Source organism: Paraburkholderia sp. SIMBA_053 (assembly GCF_046534895.1).
Taxonomy (GTDB): Bacteria; Pseudomonadota; Gammaproteobacteria; order Burkholderiales; family Burkholderiaceae; genus Paraburkholderia; species Paraburkholderia caledonica.
In genome coordinates, this window is sequence record NZ_JAWRXU010000004.1 from 480,016 (window position 1) to 500,956 (window position 20,941).

The 20,941-nt window shown below is 60.7% G+C and carries 17 protein-coding genes; 9 read left to right on the forward strand and 8 right to left on the reverse strand.

The annotated features are described in order from the left end of the window. Positions 1-2 precede the first annotated feature (2 nt). Entirely contained in the window at positions 3-320 is a 318-nt protein-coding gene (locus SB753_RS17215; protein ID WP_354460713.1) for a hypothetical protein, read from the reverse strand. Positions 321-793: 473 nt separating this feature from the next. Here SB753_RS17215 and SB753_RS17220 point away from each other — a divergent pair, with 473 nt between their 5' ends. Both SB753_RS17220 and SB753_RS17225 read left to right on the forward strand, forming a co-directional pair. After that, positions 794-2,299: an ATP-binding protein gene (locus SB753_RS17220; RefSeq protein WP_410800941.1), complete on the forward strand. Its 1,506-nt coding sequence runs from the start codon at positions 794-796 to the stop codon at positions 2,297-2,299. A gap of 22 nt (positions 2,300-2,321) precedes the next feature. Continuing rightward, entirely contained in the window at positions 2,322-2,696 is a 375-nt protein-coding gene (locus SB753_RS17225; RefSeq protein ID WP_020068450.1) for a response regulator transcription factor, read from the forward strand. A gap of 91 nt (positions 2,697-2,787) precedes the next feature. Here the strand turns inward: SB753_RS17225 and SB753_RS17230 are convergent, their stop codons facing one another. Next, complete coding sequence (locus SB753_RS17230) at positions 2,788-4,251, reverse strand: catalase (RefSeq protein WP_020068451.1); 1,464 nt, start codon at positions 4,249-4,251, stop codon at positions 2,788-2,790. 565 nt (positions 4,252-4,816) lie between these two features. On the opposite strand from SB753_RS17230, the gene SB753_RS17235 reads away from it, so the two are divergent. From SB753_RS17235 to SB753_RS17250, 4 genes are all read left to right on the forward strand, one after another. Further along, positions 4,817-5,332 carry a DUF3455 domain-containing protein gene (locus tag SB753_RS17235; RefSeq protein WP_410800943.1) on the forward strand — a complete coding sequence of 172 codons (516 nt, stop codon included), beginning with the start codon at positions 4,817-4,819 and terminating at the stop codon, positions 5,330-5,332. A 272-nt stretch (positions 5,333-5,604) separates the two neighbouring features. Then, positions 5,605-6,684, forward strand: coding sequence for a catalase family peroxidase (locus tag SB753_RS17240; RefSeq protein ID WP_410800945.1), 1,080 nt, complete (start codon positions 5,605-5,607; stop codon positions 6,682-6,684). A gap of 142 nt (positions 6,685-6,826) precedes the next feature. Further along, positions 6,827-7,690 (forward strand): anti-sigma factor family protein, encoded by an 864-nt coding sequence (locus SB753_RS17245; protein ID WP_410800947.1) that lies wholly within the window; start codon positions 6,827-6,829, stop codon positions 7,688-7,690. Positions 7,691-7,880: 190 nt separating this feature from the next. Beyond that, a complete protein-coding gene (locus tag SB753_RS17250) occupies positions 7,881-8,153 on the forward strand; it encodes a DUF3072 domain-containing protein (protein WP_410800949.1) in 273 nt (90 codons plus the stop codon). A 124-nt stretch (positions 8,154-8,277) separates the two neighbouring features. Here the strand turns inward: SB753_RS17250 and SB753_RS17255 are convergent, their stop codons facing one another. The 3 genes from SB753_RS17255 to SB753_RS17265 all read right to left on the reverse strand — a co-directional run bounded on the left by SB753_RS17255 (position 8,278) and on the right by SB753_RS17265 (position 11,012). Beyond that, positions 8,278-9,480, reverse strand: a complete 1,203-nt coding sequence (locus SB753_RS17255; RefSeq protein ID WP_410800951.1) for a sensor histidine kinase — start codon at positions 9,478-9,480, stop codon at positions 8,278-8,280. A 392-nt stretch (positions 9,481-9,872) separates the two neighbouring features. Beyond that, positions 9,873-10,463, reverse strand: a complete 591-nt coding sequence (locus tag SB753_RS17260) for a hypothetical protein (RefSeq protein WP_020068457.1) — start codon at positions 10,461-10,463, stop codon at positions 9,873-9,875. Positions 10,464-10,562: 99 nt separating this feature from the next. Beyond that, a complete protein-coding gene (locus SB753_RS17265; RefSeq protein WP_392394728.1) occupies positions 10,563-11,012 on the reverse strand; it encodes a glycine zipper family protein in 450 nt (149 codons plus the stop codon). Positions 11,013-11,410: 398 nt separating this feature from the next. Between SB753_RS17265 and SB753_RS17270 the strand changes: the two genes are divergently transcribed. Further along, positions 11,411-13,204, forward strand: a complete 1,794-nt coding sequence (locus tag SB753_RS17270) for a SulP family inorganic anion transporter (RefSeq protein ID WP_410800953.1) — start codon at positions 11,411-11,413, stop codon at positions 13,202-13,204. A 358-nt stretch (positions 13,205-13,562) separates the two neighbouring features. Next, positions 13,563-13,889: an RT0821/Lpp0805 family surface protein gene (locus SB753_RS17275; RefSeq protein ID WP_408415185.1), complete on the forward strand. Its 327-nt coding sequence runs from the start codon at positions 13,563-13,565 to the stop codon at positions 13,887-13,889. Between the two features lie 122 nt (positions 13,890-14,011). Here the strand turns inward: SB753_RS17275 and ppk2 are convergent, their stop codons facing one another. Together ppk2 and SB753_RS17285 are read right to left on the reverse strand one after the other, a co-directional pair. Continuing rightward, positions 14,012-14,827, reverse strand: coding sequence for a polyphosphate kinase 2 (gene ppk2 / locus SB753_RS17280; RefSeq protein ID WP_087754353.1), 816 nt, complete (start codon positions 14,825-14,827; stop codon positions 14,012-14,014). 326 nt (positions 14,828-15,153) lie between these two features. Next, the gene (locus SB753_RS17285; protein WP_410800955.1) at positions 15,154-17,631 is read right to left on the reverse strand and encodes a filamentous hemagglutinin N-terminal domain-containing protein; all 2,478 of its coding nucleotides are present in this window, start codon (positions 17,629-17,631) and stop codon (positions 15,154-15,156) included. A gap of 464 nt (positions 17,632-18,095) precedes the next feature. Between SB753_RS17285 and SB753_RS17290 the strand changes: the two genes are divergently transcribed. Next, positions 18,096-19,784: a hypothetical protein gene (locus SB753_RS17290; protein WP_410800957.1), complete on the forward strand. Its 1,689-nt coding sequence runs from the start codon at positions 18,096-18,098 to the stop codon at positions 19,782-19,784. Between the two features lie 128 nt (positions 19,785-19,912). Here the strand turns inward: SB753_RS17290 and SB753_RS17295 are convergent, their stop codons facing one another. Further along, positions 19,913-20,815: a DUF1932 domain-containing protein gene (locus tag SB753_RS17295; RefSeq protein ID WP_410800959.1), complete on the reverse strand. Its 903-nt coding sequence runs from the start codon at positions 20,813-20,815 to the stop codon at positions 19,913-19,915. Positions 20,816-20,941: the final 126 nt, after the last annotated feature.

The following is a 20,941-nucleotide window of genomic DNA, read 5'->3' on the forward strand; positions in this document are numbered from 1 at the left end:
TTTCAGATTCGCACGCCAGTCTCCCGCTTGCCTGCGTCGCACGCGACTGGCAGGCGGCTCGAAGCGGCCAACGATCCCGATGTTGGAAACGGGGAGTGCGCCTGCATCACGGACGCTCGCTGCGGTGTGTCCGATCCGGCGGCTTCGAGCGCGATGCGTTCGAGCGGCAGCCGGGTGTCTCGGTCAGTCTGTTCGAGCGCTTTGCGCAAGTCCGGTGCGCAGTGGCTACTCGTGACACACCACGCCGAAATCAGAAGGCCCGCCGCAACGGCTGCAAGGCGATAGCCGGGACGAATTTGCATTGCTCGGCGGGCGGCCATGTCGTGTTCTCCCCAAAAGGAAGCCGCAACAGGCCGTGTGGCCAGAGCAGCAAGTCGGATGATGGTGGCCAGTATGTCGACCGTCGCACATGCGGGCTTTCGTTCCTGCACGGCCAATTGTTTATTTGCACGTGGGCGGCCGATGCGTGGCGCCGGCTTTCTGTTTCGCGCGGCCACGACTCGCGTCGAGCATCCGCAAGCATGACGGTCTCATACGAAGGTGTGAGTAAGCGCGCGTAAACCATGACGAGCCACGTGAAAGAGCCCGTGGCGCGCAGTCGGGCAGCGGGAAGGATGCGGCAGCCTGCCGAAGCGGTGACTGCCGTATCCCTATGGATAGTGGTTTCGGCTGACGCCTCCCATTACCATGACTTAACCGGCGCTGGCCTCGTCACGGCCTCGTGGGCAAGGTTGCGAAAGCTATGAAAGCTATGGCTTCGCCGTCCCGCTAATCAACCAGACGTGAATCCCGCATGATCAAAATCGGTCGAATAACAGTGTCGCTGGAAATGCGCGAGGTCTATCTCGGTGCAGAATTGGTACCGCTGGGAGCGCGCGCGTTCGGCATTCTCGAACTGCTGATCCGGGCCCGCGGCGCAACCGTTACGAAAGACGAGATCTTCGAGCACGTGTGGTCGAAGTCGGTGGTTGGGGAAAATAACATCCATGTGCAACTGTCCGCCTTGCGCAAGATTTTCGGCGAAGACAGGCAGGCTATCCGCACGATTCCCGGAAGAGGTTATCGCCTGACCCTCGCGGTCGAGACAGACGAATCTGTGGAAGTGCCCGCGTCTGCGCCGACGCCTCGCGTTGAGGCCGGTCGTCTGAACAGTTTGCCGGCGATGCACGGGCCTTTGATTGGCCGCGACAGCACGACCGCGGAACTCGCGCGGGCGCTTACTGCGGGGCCTATCGTTACGCTGGTGGGCCCGGGCGGCATCGGCAAGACGCAACTGGGTATCGCAGTCGCGCGGTCAATCGCGGATGCAGCTGGCATGGAAGTGTGTTTCGTGCCTTTGGCATCGGTCGCAAGGGCGCAGAGCATCGTCAGCAGGGTGGCAGAAGCGTTGGGTATAGCAGCCGTCAATGGCGACGCTCCTGAGTTAAAAGATCTGGCTGCGGCCGTCCAGGGCCGCAAGCTGCTCGTTCTGCTGGATAACTGCGAGCATGTCATTGAGTCGGCAGCGACCGTTTGTGACGTACTGGTGCAGGCAAGCGCCGATGTGCGGCTTCTTGCGACCAGTCGCGAGCCGCTCCGAACGAGAGGCGAAATTACGCATTGGGTCGATCCAATGGAGACGCCCGCAGTGGGCGCGGGGCTGCATGCCATCCTCGCATGCAGTTCGGTGAAGCTCTTCCTTGCGCAATTGAGCGCGTTCAATGCCGCCGCAATCAGCGACCGTTGCAGTCTCGAGATGATCGCTACAATCTGCCGTCGGCTCGACGGTGTACCGCTCGCTATCGAACTGGCGGCGGCGCGCGCAGCAGTGTTCGGCATCGGCAGGCTCATATTCGAACTCGACGACCGGTTCCAGTTTCTGACCGGTGGGCGCCGTACCGCGCCGCGCCGTCAGCAGACCCTGGAGGCATCGCTCGATTGGGGTCATGAATTGCTGAGTGACTTCGAGAAACTCGTGTTGCAACGGCTTGGTGTTTTTCCAGCGCGTTTTTCACTGGAAGCGGCATGCGCTGTCGCCGCCTTCGGTCAACTGTCGTGCAACGAGGTCACGGAAGCGATCGTCGGCCTCGCGTCGAAGAGCTTCGTGAACACCACTGGCGGCAGCAACACGAAGGAATATTTTTTGCTCGAAAGTACCCGGGAATACGCGCTGCGCAAGCTGTACGCATCCCGGGAGGCGAACGAGGCGTTGTCGCGCAAGGCGGCGTTTCTCGCGAAATCGGAAACCGTGCCCGAGCGCGGTTTGGGTGTGGTCGCACGACGCAGTCTGACTGTGGTTGAAGCCGTGGCCTCCTGGTAACGGCATTGGAGTGGTGGCAGCTATGAGTTTTGTGTGCATCGTTGACGATGACGCCTCCATACGGAGCGGCGTCGGCAATCTTCTTAAAGCCGTGGGTTACAGCACGTTGGCTTTCTCTTCCGGCGAGGAGTTTCTCGCGTCGCCGCTGATTGACGATGCACTTTGCGTATTGCTGGACGTCAGGATGCGTGGCATGCCGGGACTGGAAGTCCAACGTCGATTGAATGCGGACCACCGATCAATACCCGTGGTATTCATGTCGGCGCATGGCGACGGGCAGACGGTCGAACGGGCTATGCGCGACGGTGCGGTGGGATTTCTTCGAAAGCCTTTCGCTGAGGAAGTGCTGCTCGATTCGATCGAGCTTGCCATTGCGCGGAAGAATGACGAGGCTTGATTCCATGATCGATCGCTGCGAGCTTTTCGTAAAGGCTCGCAGCGATCGCATAACAACCGGTTTGCCGACTGCTAGTTAGCGTGACGTTACATCACAACCCGCGATTAGGCGTCGGACTCGCTCTGCTTGCCGACTCGATAGCCGCCGCGACTCCCTGACCGTATGCCGGATCGGCTTTCGTGCAGTGCTCGATGTGCAGCTTTTGAATCGGGTCTGACACGCCCGCCATTGCGCGTGCAGTGTTGTCGAAGAGCGCCTGCTTCTGCTCCGGCGACATCAGACGGAAAAGCGCGCCTGGCTGCGAGAAGTAGTCTTCGTCGACCCGATGGTTCCAGTGATCCGCGGCTCCTTCAAGCGAAAGCGGCGGCTCGCTGAAATCCGGCTGATCGAGCCATTCGCCGCGCGTATTCGGGTTGTACGGCGTCGTGCCGCCCATGTTGTTGTCCACGCGCATCGATCCATCGCGATGGTAGCTGTGTGTCGGGCACCTCGGCGCATTGACCGGAATCAGGCTGTGATTCACGCCGAGCCGATAGCGCTGCGCGTCGCCGTATGAGAACAGGCGGCCTTGCAGCATCTTGTCCGGAGAAAAGCTGATGCCCGGAACGACGTTCGCGGGGTTGAACGCGGACTGTTCGACTTCGGCGAAATGATTGTCCGCATTGCGGTTCAATTCCATCACGCCCACTTCGATCAGCGGATACTCTTTTTTCGACCAGACCTTGGTGAGATCGAACGGGTTGAATGACGTCTTTGCGGCATCCTGCTCGGGCATGACCTGCACGAACATTGTCCACTTCGGGTGTTCATTGCGCTCTATTGCTTCGTACAGGTCGCGATGCGAGCTTTCCCGATCCACGCCCACAAGGGCGGTCGCTTCGGCGTCGGTCAGGTTCTGGATGCCTTGTTGTGTGTACAGATGAAACTTGACCCAGAAGCGTTCCTTGTCCGCGTTAATGAAGCTGAACGTGTGGCTGCCGAAGCCGTGCATATGTCGGAAAGACTTGGGAATGCCGCGATCGCTCATCACGATCGTGATCTGATGCAGCGCTTCGGGCAATTGCGTCCAGAAGTCCCAATTGCTTTCGGCGCTGCGCAGGCCCGAACGCGGATCGCGTTTGATCGCGTGATTCAGGTCGGGGAACTTGAGCGGATCGCGCAAGAAGAAAACCGGCGTATTGTTGCCGACCAGATCCCAGTTGCCTTCGTCGGTATAGAACTTCACTGCAAAGCCGCGAATATCGCGTTCGGCGTCGGCGGCACCGCGCTCGCCGGCAACCGTTGAAAAACGCGCGAACAGGTCGGTCTTCTTGCCGATCTGCGAGAAGATCTTCGCGCGTGTATATCTGGTGATGTCATGCGTAACAGTGAAGGTGCCATATGCGCCCGACCCCTTGGCGTGCATACGCCGCTCGGGAATCACTTCGCGGTCGAAATGCGCGAGCTTTTCGAGGAACCACACATCTTGAAGCAATGCGGGGCCGCGCGGCCCGGCTGTTTGAACATTCTGATTGTCTACAACAGGTGCGCCAAAAGCAGTCGTTAGCTTCTTCACTTACTACCTCCAATGATGGAAGAAAAACTCCTGAATGCGGGGCCATGACGTACGGCGGCGTTATGCGGAACGGCTGCCGCCGGTTCGAACGGCTTGACAAGCCCACGCGAAAGGTCCGCCGCGCGGGTACTACGGCTGCAATCTTAGCCCTCGCCTGATAGCGCGGCGTGCACACCCGTGCTGTTTTTGGGGCGAGGCATGAATCATGTGCAAGACGGTCGGTATTGAAGGATACCAATATGAATCGCTTTCAACATGTTCGTTAGGTCCGATCCGATTTTCCGGGAGACACCGACGAGCGGTATGGCTCGGCGCGACACCTGAGGCGACAGTTTTATTCCATTGCATGACAACAAGTTTATAGATCGTCCGTTTAAGGAATTTCAGCGTGTTGTGGAATAGTCGTGCTGCGTCGACTGTTATGAATGGACGGTCATGATCGGCAAGTTGGAGCGACCGTTCCGCTTTATTTGACCGGAGCATCCGGCTCTGCGAGTGTTCAGCGCGAGATTCACCTTGCATTTGCCGCGGTGCGAGCGTCCTGGCGTTTGTTCGAGGAAGATCCATGTTCAGAAAAGTTCTGCAATGGGGCGGCGTGACATTTGTGGGTGTGCTGACACTGACCGCCTGCGCGTCGACGCCTGCAAGCCGTTCGTCGTCTTCCATCGATCCCCCAGCCGGCGAGCGTCTCATGGCGTTGACTGCATCGGGAGTGCAGACGTACACGTGCGAGTTCGACGCGCAGCATCGTCTGCAATGGGTATTCAAAAGCCCGCTGGCGACGCTATACGACAAGAGTGGCCACGCCGTAGTCAATCACGCAGCGGGGCCTTCATGGCAAGCGAGCGACGGCAGCCGTATCGTTGGGCATGCAATCGCACAGTTGCCGAGCGATACGAAAGCGAGCGTGCCGCAACTCCTGCTGGAAACGCATAGCACGGCGGGGAGCGGCATGCTGTCCGCGGTGCGGTACGTGCAGCGCGTCAAGACCGTGGGTGGCGTGGCGCCTGCCGCGCCGTGTTCGGCGGCGGGTGAGGCTGGTAGCTCGCCTTATCTAGCCGAGTATGTGTTCTATAAGTAGCGCGTGGCGAGGCTCTGCAACGTAGGCTAGTGGTGCCGTACCGATTTCGGAAACACGGCGCAAGGTGCGCAGCGCCTGTGAGCGAACGTCTGGCCTACGCTGTACAATCCGCGAACTTTCGTCTGCTGGCAATAAGCGCGCAGTTTGCGGTTCGCGCGCCGCCCGGCAGGCCTCAGCTTTTCGCCAGTCAATCATGTCAACAGCAGATGTCGAGGGTTTGCCCGTTTCACTACCGGGCATGGTGCCGCGGCTTCGGGCACTCTCCGATGCCAATGAACGATGATCGCTTGCACGAGTGGCGGCACCGCCACCGGCATGTCCTGTATGCATTGCGCTGGTTCGCCGTACTCGCCATACCGGCGACGCTCGCTGCGCTGTTCGTCTGGTGCGCCGGATGGTTTTCACCGCGGCTCGGCCCGGCGCGCATCGTCGATGCATTCCAGGCGACAACCACACCGCATCCCGGTTTCCGGCGAAACCACGCGAAGGGCGTTTGCGTGACGGGGCATTTCGTGAGCGACGGGGCAGGGACACTACTGTCGCGCGCGAGCGTGTTCGCGCACGGCCAGTATCCAGTTGTCGGTCGGCTATCGATACCTGGCAGCGATCCCGGGCAGAGCGATGGCGCCGCCCAGGTGCGCAGTTTCGCGCTGCGCGTCCTCCTACCGCACGGCGAAGAATGGCGTCTTGCGATGAATTCAGTCCCTGTATTCGCCGTACGCACGCCTCAGGCTTTGTTCGAGCAGCTTGAGGCGGATGCGCGCGATCCGGGGACGGGCCGCGCTAACCCTGCGAAGATGCAGGCGTTTCTCGATAGCCATCCGGAGGCCCGCGCGTTCGGCCGGTATCTCGAGCGGCATCCGCCCTCGTCAGGCTACGACAACGCGACGTACTACGGCATTAGCGCGTTCGAGGCTGTAAATGGAGAGGGCGTGCACCGCTTCGTGCGTTGGGAAGTGGTGCCGGAAAATCTATATCGTCCCGCTGATGCAGGCCGTCTGCGCGATCCCGACTTCCTCGCGTACGATCTGATGAAGCATCTGCGCAGCGGTCCGTTGCGCTGGCACCTGATGCTGAACGTCGCGTTGCCGGGTGACACGACCGACGACTCCACACGGCAATGGGCGCAGTCGCCCGATCGAATGCGAATCGACGTGGGCACTCTCGTGATCGATCGAGCGCAAGCGCAGATAGACGGCCCGTGCCGCGATATCATTTTCGACCCGACGATCCTGCCCAACGGCATCGCGCCGTCGTCGGATCCGCTGCTTGCAGCGCGCTCGGCTACCTATGCCGAGTCGTTTGGCCGCCGCATGAAGGAAGAGTCGGCAGCGCACGCAGGCGCGCATTGATTTTGCATGAGTGGATCTATGCCTTAACGGTCGTGATCGATGGGCCTTCCTGCTGCGGTTATCATAGATGTCCGCTTGAAAACGTAAGTTTCGTGATCCCGAGCCTGCTCAATCCTCATTTCCTCCCTTTGCGTACCGTCCAATGAAGCTCGACGACAGCCTACTGATCGCATATGCCGACGGCGAACTGAGCGCTGCCGATGCTGCATCGGTCGAGCAGGCGCTGGCCGAATCGGTCGATCTGAGACGCACCGTGGAATTGCTGCGTGCGTCGCGGCTTCCTTATCGGGAGGCATTCGCGAGGCAGAAGCTGCCACCGGTGCCGGATGAACTTCGGCGACGCGTCGAGGCAATGGCCAGTGCCGCACAAGAAAGAACCGGTTTCGCGGCGAGACAGCCGGCACGACGCTCTCCAAGCCTTTTGTGGCTTGCCGCGGCTTTCGTTGCTGGAGCGTTCTGCGTGGGCCTCGTACAACAATTGAACGCGCGCCTGCCGGGCGCGTTCAGCAACGGCGCGGCGACGACTGCGAGCGTCGACAGGCGGTCGTGGGTCAGCGTCGCCGCGGATTATCAACGGATGTACACGCGTGACACCGTTGAGAGTGTCGCGCCGGATCGAACGGCGGCGGTCGACAAGATCGACGCAATTCGCAACGTCGACGGCATTCGCTTGCGCGTTCCGGATCTGCGGCCGGCAGGACTGGCGTTCAAGTCGGTTGAGCGCTTGCGTTATGACGGCAAGCCGCTTGTGCAGATTGTGTACCTGCCCGAGCGCGGCGTGCCCGTCGCCCTTTGCGTAATCAAGGATCCGCGGCCCGACGAGTCGATTGCGCAGAAGAAGGTAGACGGCATGACCGTTGTGTCCTGGCGGCAGAACGAACTTGCGTATGCGTTAATCGGCACGCCTGACTCGGGCGACTTGCCGACCATCGCTCGGCAGATCGCAAACGCCAACCTCGACGAAATATTCTCCGCAGTCGCAGCTGACCGTCCGGCACGCGGCTGACGCTGCCGCGTTCGCGCAGCCTGCGTTTCGGGGGGCCGTCGCGGCATGGCGCGCGACCGGCGCCGCGTCGTCAAAAATGCTGCGGCCACTCTAAAAGGCATGCGAATTGCTCAGGTCTTGAGACCGTTACGACGGTCGCGATTGCAGGCGGGCCACGTCGGCGTCGCGCAACATGACGGAGCAATTCAATATGACGGAAAAGAAAATCGCACAAACGGAAGATGAATCGACGTTGAACGCCGGGTCTGGCGACGACAATCCGAAGGTGCATCCCACGTCCAATGCCGAGAAAGATCCGGACGACTGGGTCACGGGCGAAGAACCGATGACGGGCGCTCAGGCCTCGTACTTGAAGACGCTGTGCGAAGAAGCAAAAGAGCCGTTCGACGGCTCGCTGACGAAGGCAGAAGCGTCTCGACGCATTGACGAACTTCAGGGCAAGACCGGCCGCGGAAAGTCCTGATCGGGCATTCTTCGCCATTCATACGGTGCGGCGCGCGCGTGGAGTAAGCCCTGTGCAGTGAGACCATTCGCTGCAGCGCCGTCCGCGTGACCGGCATATTTACCAATGCGCCTGCAGTTAGCACCTATTCCGGAAGCGTTAAATCCCACGCAGTTCCGGGAGCGGGTTGCGAGCGGTGGTGAAGTTGCCCGCCGATGCTCGACAGTATCCTGCGACTCGTACGCAGGCCGATGTGTTCAAGAGCGCTCGGGAGCAAGCCGCGTCCATTATCGGCTACGCAGATGGTGTACCCGCCCGACGGGTTTCGCGTCAAACTTATTGTCAGCTGCCCGGAAGTCCCGGCGAAAGCATGTTCTACCGCGTTTGCAACGAGTTCGTTCACCACCGTTCCGATTGCGGTACACGTGTCCAGAGTCACGGAGATGCCCGATACGAGATTGATCTCAAGCGTGATACCGCTCTCGCGCAAGCCGTAAAAGTCGTGGAAGCTGTCGGCCATCGACGCAAGGTATCGCCCGAGATCGACCAGTTCGCCATGATCGCCTAGCCCGAGCAGATGGTTGTACAGCGAAGCCATGGCGAAGACGCGGCGCTCGACTTGCTTGAAGCTATCGCGCACATGCGGATCTTTGGCTAGCGCGCCATTGCGTTGAAGCATTGCAACGATGAGTTGAAAGTTGTTACGTATGCGGTGCTGCTGCTCCCTTAACAGGTCTACCTTGGCATCGCGATCGGCGGTGAGCATGGAGCGCGTCCGGTACTTCTCGATACTCTCCGAAAGTGCACTCGCCACCGACGCGAGAAACGACATCTCCAATGCCCCGATGTGCGTCGGCTCGCGAAAGTCCACCTCGAGAATCCCGTAGGCGCCGCTGCGATTGATGAGAGGAAGGTTGACGGACGTAACGACCTGGTGCTCGATAAGAATGGCCGGGACCTTATCCTGGGGACGTAGCCGAACGTCTGGCTCGACCACCGGCTTCGCATTGGTGAGTGCCTCGCCGGCTGGATTCCACGCTTGAACGGCCCCCGCAGAGCGGCCAATCACGTCTGCGCCCATGCCGTATTGTCCCCTGACGACCAGCGTGTCGCCGTCTCCTTCGACTTCGAGCACCTTTGACATTGGCGCATTGCAGCCGAGGGCGGCGCATTTGGCCGCCTCGTCGAGGATGGTTGCGAGAGGGGCATTGTCTTGCAACGCCTCTGTCATTCTCGCAAAGGCTCGCCAATGGCGCAAAACGTCGGTGAGCGCAGCCGTCTCGCCGGGTGCTGGCCGAAGCTCGTCGATGGATGCCGCCAACGTTGCTTTGCGTGCGTAATGCGCCATATGCGTACCGTGGTTTGTAAGCTCGATAATGCATCCTAGCACTTTGCACAGGCGGACCCGATTGACGTAGTCATGAATGCCGCCTGACGCGGCGTGCGGGTCATGCCGCGATGCAAAGGCAAATGGGATCGGCGCTGCGCAGTAACTAACGGGCGCACCATGGCGTGAGCGGACAATGTCGGCGCACATGTCCGATCTGTCGGGGTTTAGGAGAAGCTTCTCCGATGCACGAAAAACAGTGAGAGGCGTCGGTTCTTATTTCTATCGGTAATCCGAAATAAAATCTAGGCGTCGCCGACCTGAGGCTAGTGCGGTCCCCTCAATCAATCAGCGCGCGCAGCTCCGCAACACGGCGGAGCGCGCACATTCGTTCTCGTGACTTTGAGCCAGCCTTATTTGCTAATCTGCTGCGGCTCCACCGATATGGCGACGGCTTCGTTGTAGACGACTTCTACCTGATCCCCTTTCTTGACGCGCTTGAACTGTTCAGGATCTTCTACCACGATATCGACCGAATTGCCCTGCGGACCCTTCAGCGTCACCGTTCTGGTCTGCGGGTTCAGGGCGACCACATTGGCCATCACCGTGATTGCACGGGCGGCCGAGCCTCCGGGTTTTGCGCCTTCTGGTGCGCGGTTGAGCGTTTCACTCTGGCTGACTGTCGCGGGTCCGGTACTCTTCTTCAGGCTCAAGGTGAGTGCTTGCGTGTACTCGGCTGCGACCGTATCGCCGAGCTTCAACTGGTCGAAGTTCTTCGCTTCTTCTCCAACTGTGACTTGCACGATCTTCCCTTTGGAGTCTTTTAGCCAGACAGTCCGGGTATCGGCTTCAATGCCGACGATGGTCGATTTTGTCTTGACTGTTCCAGTCACGGAAACCTTGCCCGGCTCTCTCGTCACGTCGTACTTCGGCGTCGTATCGGCGAGTACTCCATGTGAAAAGGCCGCAGCCAGCGCGACGATTACGAGCTTTGTGGTGTTCATTGCTGATCTCCTCGAGTGTCCGACCGGGGGCCGCCGCGCGAATCGCGCGGCGACGGCGTCACGCACAGGCATGTGCGCAGCGCGATCACCAGGCGCGATTCATTTGATGGTGTAGCCTCGCCCTTCCATACATGCGGCATATGCGCGGTTGAATGTATCCATGGCGCCTTGAGATTGCGCCTGGCCGGAAGCTTGCGCTGCACGCCTGTTCTGCCGCGCTCTGGCACCGCCGACCATGGTGCCCGCCGCTGCGCCGACGGCCGCGCCTTTCCCGGCATCTCCGCCAATCGCACCGATCACTGCGCCACCGGCGGCGCCCCGCGCGGCACCCTGAACGCGCTCGCCACCGCCCACTGCGGGGCCCGATGGCGGCGGCGGAGCGTTGGCGACCGCAGTGGGGTCGACACCCGTGTTGTTCTTCGCCCAGGAATAGCAGGCACCGTCGTCCTCCTGCTGCTTCTGGGCGCTTTGTCCTTTGGCTGGATAGGCAATCGGTTTGGCCTGCGGCGCGCCGGAGCCTAGTAGTATGCAAACGGCGAAACCGTACACGGAGCACTTCCTTAGTGTGTTCACAGCACCTCCTCTGTCGGGCTATGTGCCGGTAGCGGCGCGTCTCTTGATGATTGCGTTCAGATGCCGGCGCACACAATGAGACCATGGTCCTATTCGGCCAGGTTTCGACGCCACATCGGCCCGCCATCAGCCTCTGGTCATGCATTCGCCGTGATGTTGCATTTACGCCCCGTTCGCACGCGGCCACCGTGACCGCAATGTCAGGTAGCAGAACCCGCAATTCGCTTAGGACCAAAGTCCGATTCCAGGTCTTTGATCAGCGGCTTACGCTTGATTGTGAGTACGGTCATGCGCGCTGCCAGTAGCGCTAATGCAGCTTTCTCAGTTGCGTGAGACGTGCTGCTCGCCGGCTCTCGCACTGGAGGAAAACTTTCGTGACCAATAAAGTGCGCGCCGCTGGCCGGGCGACGGATGCGGCCGCGCCCAGCGGTTGGCGCTCGGTCTTTCCGCCTGCACAATGGCTCGCTTCCTATCAGCCAAAGTGGCTAAAGAAGGACGCGATTGCCGGCGTCACGTTAGCCGCGTATGGCATTCCCGTGTCATTGGCTTATGCGTCGCTTGCCGGCTTGCCGCCGCAATTCGGCATCTATTGCTATCTCGTGGGCGGCGTGTGCTACGCGCTTTTCGGGTCGTCGCGGCAACTCGCCATCGGCCCGACGTCGGCTATTTCGATGCTGGTCGGTCTGACCATTGCAGGCATGGCGGATGGCGATCCCGCTCGCTGGGCGTCGATCGCCGCGCTGACTGCCTTATTGATTGCAGGCATGTGCTGCATTGCGTGGCTGCTGCGTCTGAGTTCGCTTGTCAACTTCATCAGCGAAACAATACTCGTGGGCTTCAAGGCGGGCGCTGCGCTAACCATCGCGTTGACCCAGCTTCCGAAACTTTTGGGCACGAAAGGAGGGGGTGAGTCATTTTTCGAACGTCTCATTGTTCTCGTTGGGCAGATGCCTACTACTTCGCTGACGGTGCTGATTTTCGGTCTCGTCTGCATCGCCGTTCTAGTGTTGGGCGAAAAATACCTGCCGGGCAGGCCGGTCGCCCTCGCGGTCGTTATCGTGTCGACCATTATTGTTTCCGTTACTTCATTGGCGGCGCACAGCTTCTCTGTGGTAGGCGCCTTGCCGCGAGGACTGCCCGAATTCCATCTGCCGACGCTGCGCGTGCGAGACGTCGACGGCATCGTTTCGCTCGCATTTGCCTGCTTGCTGCTGTCTTACGTCGAGAGCGTCTCTGCTGCGCGTGCGCTCGCACAAGCCCATGGTTATGAGATCGACGCCCGTCAGGAATTGCTGGGCCTCGGCGCGGCGAATCTGGCCGCCGGGCTGTTTCAGGGCTATCCGGTTGCCGGTGGACTGTCCCAGTCTTCCGTGAACGACAAGGCCGGTGCACGAACACCGCTGGCGCTCGTATTTGCATCGTTGACGATCGCCTTGTGTCTGATGTTTCTGACCGAACTGCTCAGGAACTTGCCGACCGTGGTTCTCGCGGCAATTGTGATGGTCGCGGTCAAGGGACTGGTCGACGTGAAAGAGATTCGTCATCTCTGGCGCGTGAGTCGCTATGAGTTTGCCGTCTCGTTTGTCGCATTTGCAGCGGTTCTGATGCTCGGCATTCTGAAGGGCGTGATCGTCGCCGTTCTCGTATCGATGCTGCTGATTATCAGGCGGGCCGCACGCCCGCATGTTGCGTTTCTTGGCCGCATTCGCGGAACCCGGCGCTTTTCGGATATCCAGCGTCATGCCGACAACGAATCTATTGCGCATGTGCTTGTGTTTCGGGTTGCGGCGTCGCTGCTGTACTTCAATATCGAGCACGTGCGTCAGACCGTATGGGCAAAAGTCCACGAAGTCAGCGAGCCGATCAAGCTCGTGATATGCGATCTGTCGACGTCGCCCGTGGTCGATCTTTCAGGAGCGCGCATGCTGGCCGCGCTGCATGGCGCACTAAAGGCTGAAGGGATAGATCTGCGGATAGTCGGCGCGCACGCTGAGGCGCGCGACATACTCCGCGCCGAGAATCTGGAGGCACGCGTTGGTCCGATTGGACGCCGGTATTCGGTGGCAGACGTTGTAGACGAATTCGAATCAGGCCGCGCGGCAGACTCGAAAGATCCCCACCGCGACACGGAACAAGCGGTCAAGACGGTCGTGAGTAAACCGGACTGAAGCGGCAAGGTTCGTAACGGAAAAGGCGCCAAAAAGTACTCGAGCGACGCAGGCTATTGGCGCTGCATATTCTGGTGTGCCGCGACATCGCCGCTTCAGCAAGTCAGTACATGATATCCACTCAATGCAGTTTGGCAGCAACGAGGAGAACGAGATGAACAGACAGATGAGCGGCGACTCGCGGGTTCGTGCGATCGCCGCGGATCCGGTTCCGGCTGCGGTTGCCTGTTTCTTTCAGCCGGTGCGTTTCGAGCCGTCTCCTTCAGTAACCGGGCGCCCCGCACTTGCCCGGATGCGACCGTCGCGTTCGCTTGCTCACCTGTTCGTACGTTGCCTGACTGGAGTTGCGCTGCTTGCCGTGAGCGCGGGCAGCGTCGCTTCGAATTTGAACTTCCTGAAAAACACGCCGATCAGCTTCATGAGAGAAGCTGATCGCAAGGCGCTCAACGACGCCGCGCAAAAGGCGCTGGAAAAGAAAGACGGCGAGGTTGTTCCGTGGAGTAACGCAGGAACCGGTAACCCGGTTGTGATCAATGGCACCATTACGCCGCACGACACGTCGACGAAAGGGGACCGGACGTGCCGCACCACGACGCTCGTCGCAAATGCGAAAGGGCAGACACAAAGTTGGACACCAACTGTCTGCAAGACTGGCAGCGGACCGTGGAAAATACTCAGGAAATAGCGGATCGAACGCACCCGGGCGTGACGATACGCAGGTATCTGCGCGCCGCGTCCGGCGAGTTGTTCAATTTCAGTGACAGCACCGCGCTTTGATGCGCAAGAAGAGCAACGCAATCGGCGCGGTCAGAATCGTTCGGCCACGTATTTGAATGGATAGTCGGGCTCCTTGTAACCGTTCGGCTTTTGCCGGGCCGGTAGGGTGACCTTTTCGCGCGCAATCGCCTTATAGGGAATCTTTTGTAGCAGATCGCTAATAATATTGAGTCGCGCACGCCGCTTGTCGTTGGATACCGCGACAAACCATGGGGCGAAATCGGTGTCGGACGCTTCGAACATTGCGTCGCGCGCACGCGAATAGTCGTACCACCGGCTATAAGACTTCAAATCCATGCCGGAGAGTTTCCAGACTTTACGCCCGTCGGTGATGCGAGCTTGCAGACGGCGAGTCTGTTCTTCTTCACTGACTTCGAGCCAGTATTTAAGCAGAATAATCCCCGAATGAACGATTGCACGTTCCACGAGCGGCACCGCCTTGAGAAAGCTCACGGCTTCGTTTTCGGTGCAAAAACCCATTACCCGCTCAACGCCTGCACGGTTGTACCAGCTGCGATCGAAGATCACTATTTCTCCGGCTGCAGGCAGGTGAGGCAGGTAGCGTTGCACGTACATCTGGCTTTTCTCGCGGTCCGTGGGTGCGGGCAATGCGACCACGCGGAATACACGCGGACTCACTCTTTCGGTGATTGCCTTGATCGTGCCGCCCTTGCCGGCGCCGTCGCGCCCCTCAAAAACGATGCAGATCTTTTGCCCCGTTTGTACGACCCATTCCTGCAGCTTCACCAGTTCGACCTGCATTGGCGTGAGTTCGCGCAGATATTCCTTGTTGGATAACTTCTCACGCTTAACCGGGTCGTCCTGTTTGCTTTGGTGCTTCGTCATTGCAATCTCTCCGCGCGCGCCGCCACAGCCTCGGTTGATGATTCACTAGAGTATGCGGCGGCACCGCGGCAAACAATGAGCCTTTGGTCCAATAGCGCGGCTTGTCGTCCTGTTCTATCCTCGGGACGTCCCGACGGGTGCGAGGGTAGAGCAAGACGCGCCGCGAACAGTGAGCACGCCAGATCGTTCGTGAAGCTAACGAACCGGAAGCGCGATGAGACGATCCGAAACCAGAATAGCGTTTGCACTAGTGGGCGTATTTGTCATTGCGCTTAATCCGCTTGCGAATCGTGGTTCACAAATGACAGACGCTATCTACTGGGCAACTACTGGGCACCCTGCCATCGCAACACCGGATGCGTCGCGCCCGCAGGCATCGCCCACGCGCCAGTGGAGCTGAAGTCGTAGGTGGGACCGAAGCTCGACGGCATGCTCATCTGTGCCGTGGTCAACCCCTTCGCTGCCGAGGTGCCCGTCCCGCTATAAACATCGCGCGTTGCCAGGGTGGTCTGAGTGTCCCAGTAAACGTCGCCCGCAATGGTGCCGTTGTTGGTGCTTGCAACGCCGAGCGGAGGCGGGCCGAGCGTCGGATTTATGTTCTGTACGACTTTGCCGGTGGCGAACGACTGCTCGATCGTGCCGTCGTTTCTTTGAACCAGCGCGGCACTGCCGTCCGAACACTGCGAGCCGTTTCCGCCGCCGCAATAGTTCGGCTGGAACGACACCTGTCCGGTCGCGTATGACTGCGAGATGAGTCCCGAGTTGCTGCCGACCAGTCCTCCGCCTCCGCCCGTATGCGCCTGCGCGGCCACTGCTCCCGTTGCATACGACTGCCGGATCGTCCCCGCGTTGATTCCGACCAGTCCGCCGAGCGTGCCTTCGGCGGAGACATCCACGTTGCTGCCCGAGCGCGTGATCGTGCCATAGTTGTACCCGACCAGCCCGCCGGTGCTGGAGGTGTAGCTGTAGCCTCCAAACGCGGAAGCGGATCCGCTAGTGCGTACGTAAGTGACGAGTCCGTAGTTGAACCCGGCCAGCATGCCGTACGAACCGTAGCCCTGCTGATTATTGATCTTCCCATTCACGTCCACATGACGCACGACGCCCGCCGCGCCGATCACACCGAACAGGCCGGCTGCGCGCTGATCGGGACCGCCGGTCATGGAGCCGGGCGTGACGAGCACCGTGCTCGACAGTGAGAGTCCATTGATTGCATGCCCCATGCCGTCGAACTGACCGGAGAACGGCGTCGCGCCGTCGCCGATCGGTGTAAACGGGAACGGAGGCGGGAAGCCCGAGGTCGCGCTTGCGTCGATGTCTTTGCCAAGCGCGTAGTTGCCGGCGAGATCCGTCGAGATCTGCTGCAGGTCGCTCAGCGAATTGATCAGTCTATAGGCTGTCGCCTGGGTCAATAGACCGCTGTATGGCGCGGCCGTCCACGCGCTGTTGGTAAGTACTGTGCCGGGGCTGTAACTGCCGTTCATGTCGTATAGCACGCTGACGATGCCGGTACTCGCGGACCAGTCGAGCGTGCCGTGATTGACGACGCTGCCGCTGTTGTCGATGCCCGACGCGTCCGCGCGCAACGTCAGATTGCCGGAGCCCGAGTTCTTGAGGATGACGCCGGGAGCAATCGACACATCGCGGTAGGCCGCGAGCGATAGGGCGGCAGGGCCTTGCCAACTGATGCCCGAAGCGACGCTTAGATCGCCGGATGCGCCGTTCGCGCCCGTCGTCGTTACGTTCACCGATGTCCCCGCGTCGAGGCTGCGCCGAAGTGCTCCGGCGGCCGGCTGGTCGATCGTAAAAGCGGGAGCCGTTACGTTCCATTGCGACGCTAGCACTTGTGCGCCGGGGACGAACGAAAGCACACGCGCCTGTGTATCGACAATGCCGCCGCTGCCATTCGCATTGAAGGCGGAGATCGTGCCGCCCTGCGTGACCCCGCCCGTATCGGCGACCAGCCAGACGTGGCCGTCGCGTGTTGCGGTGCCGGTTGCGCGTGTGCGTGTGCCGCCGCCCGCGAGCGCGTAGATGTTGCCATCCGCGGCCTGCAGGTTGATCTGCGCGGCCTGCACAGGCCCCACGTTCGCAATCGTGCCGTTGCTGCCGGTTTGCACGAAAAGCTGCTTGCTGCTCGACGAATCCTGCAGCAACAGTTTTGCGCCTACACCGAATTCCGCTGTCCCGTTCGGTGCTTCGACGGTGCCTGCGTTGACGACAGCTTGCCGGGCGATCAGAAATACGTCGCCGCCAATCGAACTGATTTTGCCCAGATTGACGACGCTCGCATTCGAGTCGCCGGAGAACGTCAGCGAGCCGCCGTTCATGAACGCGCAGTTGCAGACATCCAGCGTCGATGCGAGAAAGCGTCCACCCGTGCTCACGACGCCGGACGGCCCAACGACGATTCCTTGCGGGTTGATCAGATAGAGGTCGCCTGTCGCGCTGAGCTTTCCAAGGATTACGGAGAGCGAGCCGCCCGTCACGCGATTGAGCGTTGCGCCCGAGCCGTTCTGGAACGTGACGGCATTGTCCTTGCCGATTGAAAAGCTGCGCCAGTCGATCACGCCGCGCGTCGAGCCGGGCTGCGTCACGACCAGGTTATTGCCGCTTGCGTTAATGGAGCCTTGCCCGCTGACGAATTGACCACCTTGCGGTAATACGCCACCTGCGAGGGCGACGGTAGCCGAAGAGACTCCCACAAGTGCGAGTGCGATGGCGATCGCGATCGAGCGATGCGATGGGCCAATGACTCGGCAAGTCGAATTTTCAACCGGCGATAGCGGTAACCGAAACGACATGGATGCCTCCTCGGTATCAGTCCGATATTCGTCTGCGGCGGTAAACAGTTGCGGCTGGCTAACGACGCATCGTCTGACGTAACTGGCTGAAATCAGCTTAGCAGCGCGCTTGGCTGACACGCCGTAATAATCACATCAATTTGCGCCTGACGATGCCGCTTTTGGCGGATGTGTCGGCAGGTGGCAAATGCCTGCCGCTTTGGCATGCCTCTCACGCTCAACGTTTTTTTCATACGCACCCTACGCAAGCGGCTATTTATTGCCGACATCCAGACATGAGTTGCATCGCCTGAAGCAGGCGACGGGAAGAAATTACCGAGCCCCATTTCTCGTGGCGTTCCCTTATTGGCGCGAACGCCATAGATAAGGATGTCGAAGGAAATCGGCGCTCCTCCCGGACACGCATCCCACATCCCCTGATCGCGGATTTTTTTGGGCGCGCCCCGGCGCTGGATTGCCTTGCCATGGTTAAACGACGTGAGTTTCTCGGCTTGCTGACGGCTGTCGGCAGCAGTTATATGTTGAGCGCCTGCGGCGGTGGCTCGGGCGGAAGTGCCGGGGGCACAGCCAATGCCGGGGTGACCAGCAGCGCGACGCCCGGTTCGAGCGGCACAGGCAGCAACGGAGCGCCGGCGACAACAGGGAGCCCGAGCACGCAGACCAGCGCGACGTCGACGGGCTCGAAGGGCGGGTCGTCGGGGTCGAACAGCAACGGTGGCGCGTCGAACCACGGCACGCCTGCATCGGCGGACGGCACGTTGGTCCCACCCGCCGTGTCGATCACCGACAACCAGGCGGCGGTCTGGACGCTCGTCGGCGGATCGGTCTTCCGGAATAGCGTACGCGCCGGCAATACGTACAACGTGTCTTTGCTGCTCTGGTACGGCGGCGGCATCTATCACGAGGGAACCGGCGGCCAGTTCTACGGCTGGAACGGCTCCAACTGGTTCGCGTGCAACGATCCGCGCCTTGGCGGCACCTCGGCTGACGGTACGACGATTCCCGGCGCGTCGTACATCATCGACAAAGTGGGCGCGGTCTGGAGCGTCGCAAATGGTGTCGTGCTGCGCAACAACGCAGCGGTCGGCGTGACATCGAATGTCTCGCTGTTGCTGTGGTACGGCGGCAAGCTGTGGTACAGGGCAACGGGCGGCCAGTTCTATGTGTGCAACGACATTGAGCAATGGCTGCCTTGTACCGATCCGCGCATTTCCGTGGCGGCTACTAGCGGCACGTTCCATGGCATTAACGGGCATTACGATTATCGCTACACGCCCGCGCAAGTCGTGTCGATCATGACGAACATGGGATGTTCGACCTATCGCGTCGGCGCCACCGACGACCCGACGCAGCTCGGCGCGGTGGTCAGTCTCGCGCAGGCTTTTCAGGCAGCAGGGTTGACGCTGTTCGTGCTGATCGACATCGGTGTGCGGGACTGGAGCAACGTGCTCTTTGCAAGCGAGTCAGTGGCGTACGCCCGGGGACATTCGTGCGGCGCGACGGTCGCTGCCGCGCTCGCGCCGTATGGCGTGGTCATGTACGAGTGCGGCAACGAGTTGACCCGAGATCCCGCGATCATTCTCGACTCGACCAATGCGGGGACGAAGGCCGTCGACTTCAACAACGGCAACTGGCCGATCATGCGCGGTGTCATGCGCGGCATGATAGACGGCGTGAAATCGGCGCAGCCCTCGGCGAAGTGTGGAATCAACTTCTGCGTCGCCGACGTCGGCGCGGCCGACGCGTTGTGGGACGGCACGCAGCCGGACGGCACAAGCGGTTATCCGACGGTACGCTGGGACCTCACGACGTGGCACAACTACGAGGTGTACGGCGACATCTTCGATATCGGCTCCGACGGATCCGGCCCCGGCTTCGATCTGCCCGCGTACTGTAAAGCGCGGTACGGTGCGCCGTTTCTGCTCACGGAGTGGAACACCGGACCGGAGAAGACTCAGGCCTATCGCGCGGATTACATCAGCTCGCGCTATGCGACCTACTATCAGGCGAGAAAAACGAAGAACGTCCAGTCGGTGATGTACTACGTGCTCGATAGCGGCAACGCGACATATGGCCTGATGATAGACGGCGTGACACTCAATCTGCCTTACAACGCGTTTGTCAGTTTTGTTGCGAGCCATCCCGACAACTAAGCGTCGGGTTGGACGAATGGCTCGCTCTGTCGACAGCGATTAAAGCCCGGTCCGGCGCCGCGACACTAAAAGAAAAGAGCGGCGAGGGCAGGGCAACGAGCGGGCAGCTTCAGGTCAACCGCGACTGCTTACGCGGGCTTCAACAGTGTCCGCCATTCCGACAGGCTGCCTTTCTTGTCGATTGCCTCGACGAGCGGCGCGGCGCGCGCGGCGAGTTGCTCCTGCACATCAGCGACGGCGGTTGCGAGCGCGCTCGACATGCCGAGACCGTCCAGCATCAGCGCGGCTTCACGCATTTCCTCCGAGCGCCGCTGACCGTGCTCGACCACTCGTCCGATCAGATACGCTTCGTAGCCGTTGTCCCAGCCCACACCCGGAAAAGTGGCCGCTAGCGAAGCCAGCACGCGCCCGTCTACATCGAATTGATGCGCGGCGAGCATCGACTGAACGCACAGTGCTTCCATGCCCTTGATCATGATGCTGCGGCACAGCTTGATTGCCGACGCGAGCCCGACTTCCTCAGCCACTGCTTCGGAGCGCATGCCTAGTCCGTTGAGAAGCTCGGCCGTTTGCGCGGCGACGCGTCCGCCGAGCAGCATCGGCACCCGGATGCCTTGCGGCGGCACGGGCGCCATGACCGCGGCTTCCACGTAATCGGCGCCGCTTTGCTGAATCGCCACGCTATTGCGCTGCTTGACCGCGGGCGACACCGAATTGAGGTCGATGAACACCTGGCCCGCCTTGAGATGCGCGGCGGCGGCGCTGGCGACGGCTTCGGCCTGGCTCGCGGTGACTGCGGAGAACACGAGCTGCGCATCGCGCAGTGCGGACGCAAGATCGTCAGCGATCTGGGCGCCGCTTTTCTCACCGCGCTCGATGATTGCGCCGCGCGTGGCCGCGTCTTGCAGCTTGACGTCGAACGCGCGAACCGTATGGCCCGCTTCCGTGAATGCGCGCGCAAAGATGGGGCCGACTTCGCCGAAGCCGATAATCGCGATGCGGCCGGTGAATTGTTGGAATGACTGAGGCATACAGGAACTCCGGAAAGAGCCTCGCGAATTTCACGAGCGCGAAGCCGGTCAGCAATGACATGAGCAGCAGCACAGGCAGGCTGTCATCGTCGACTGCGGAAAACAGCCTGTGCGAAGTGAACCGTG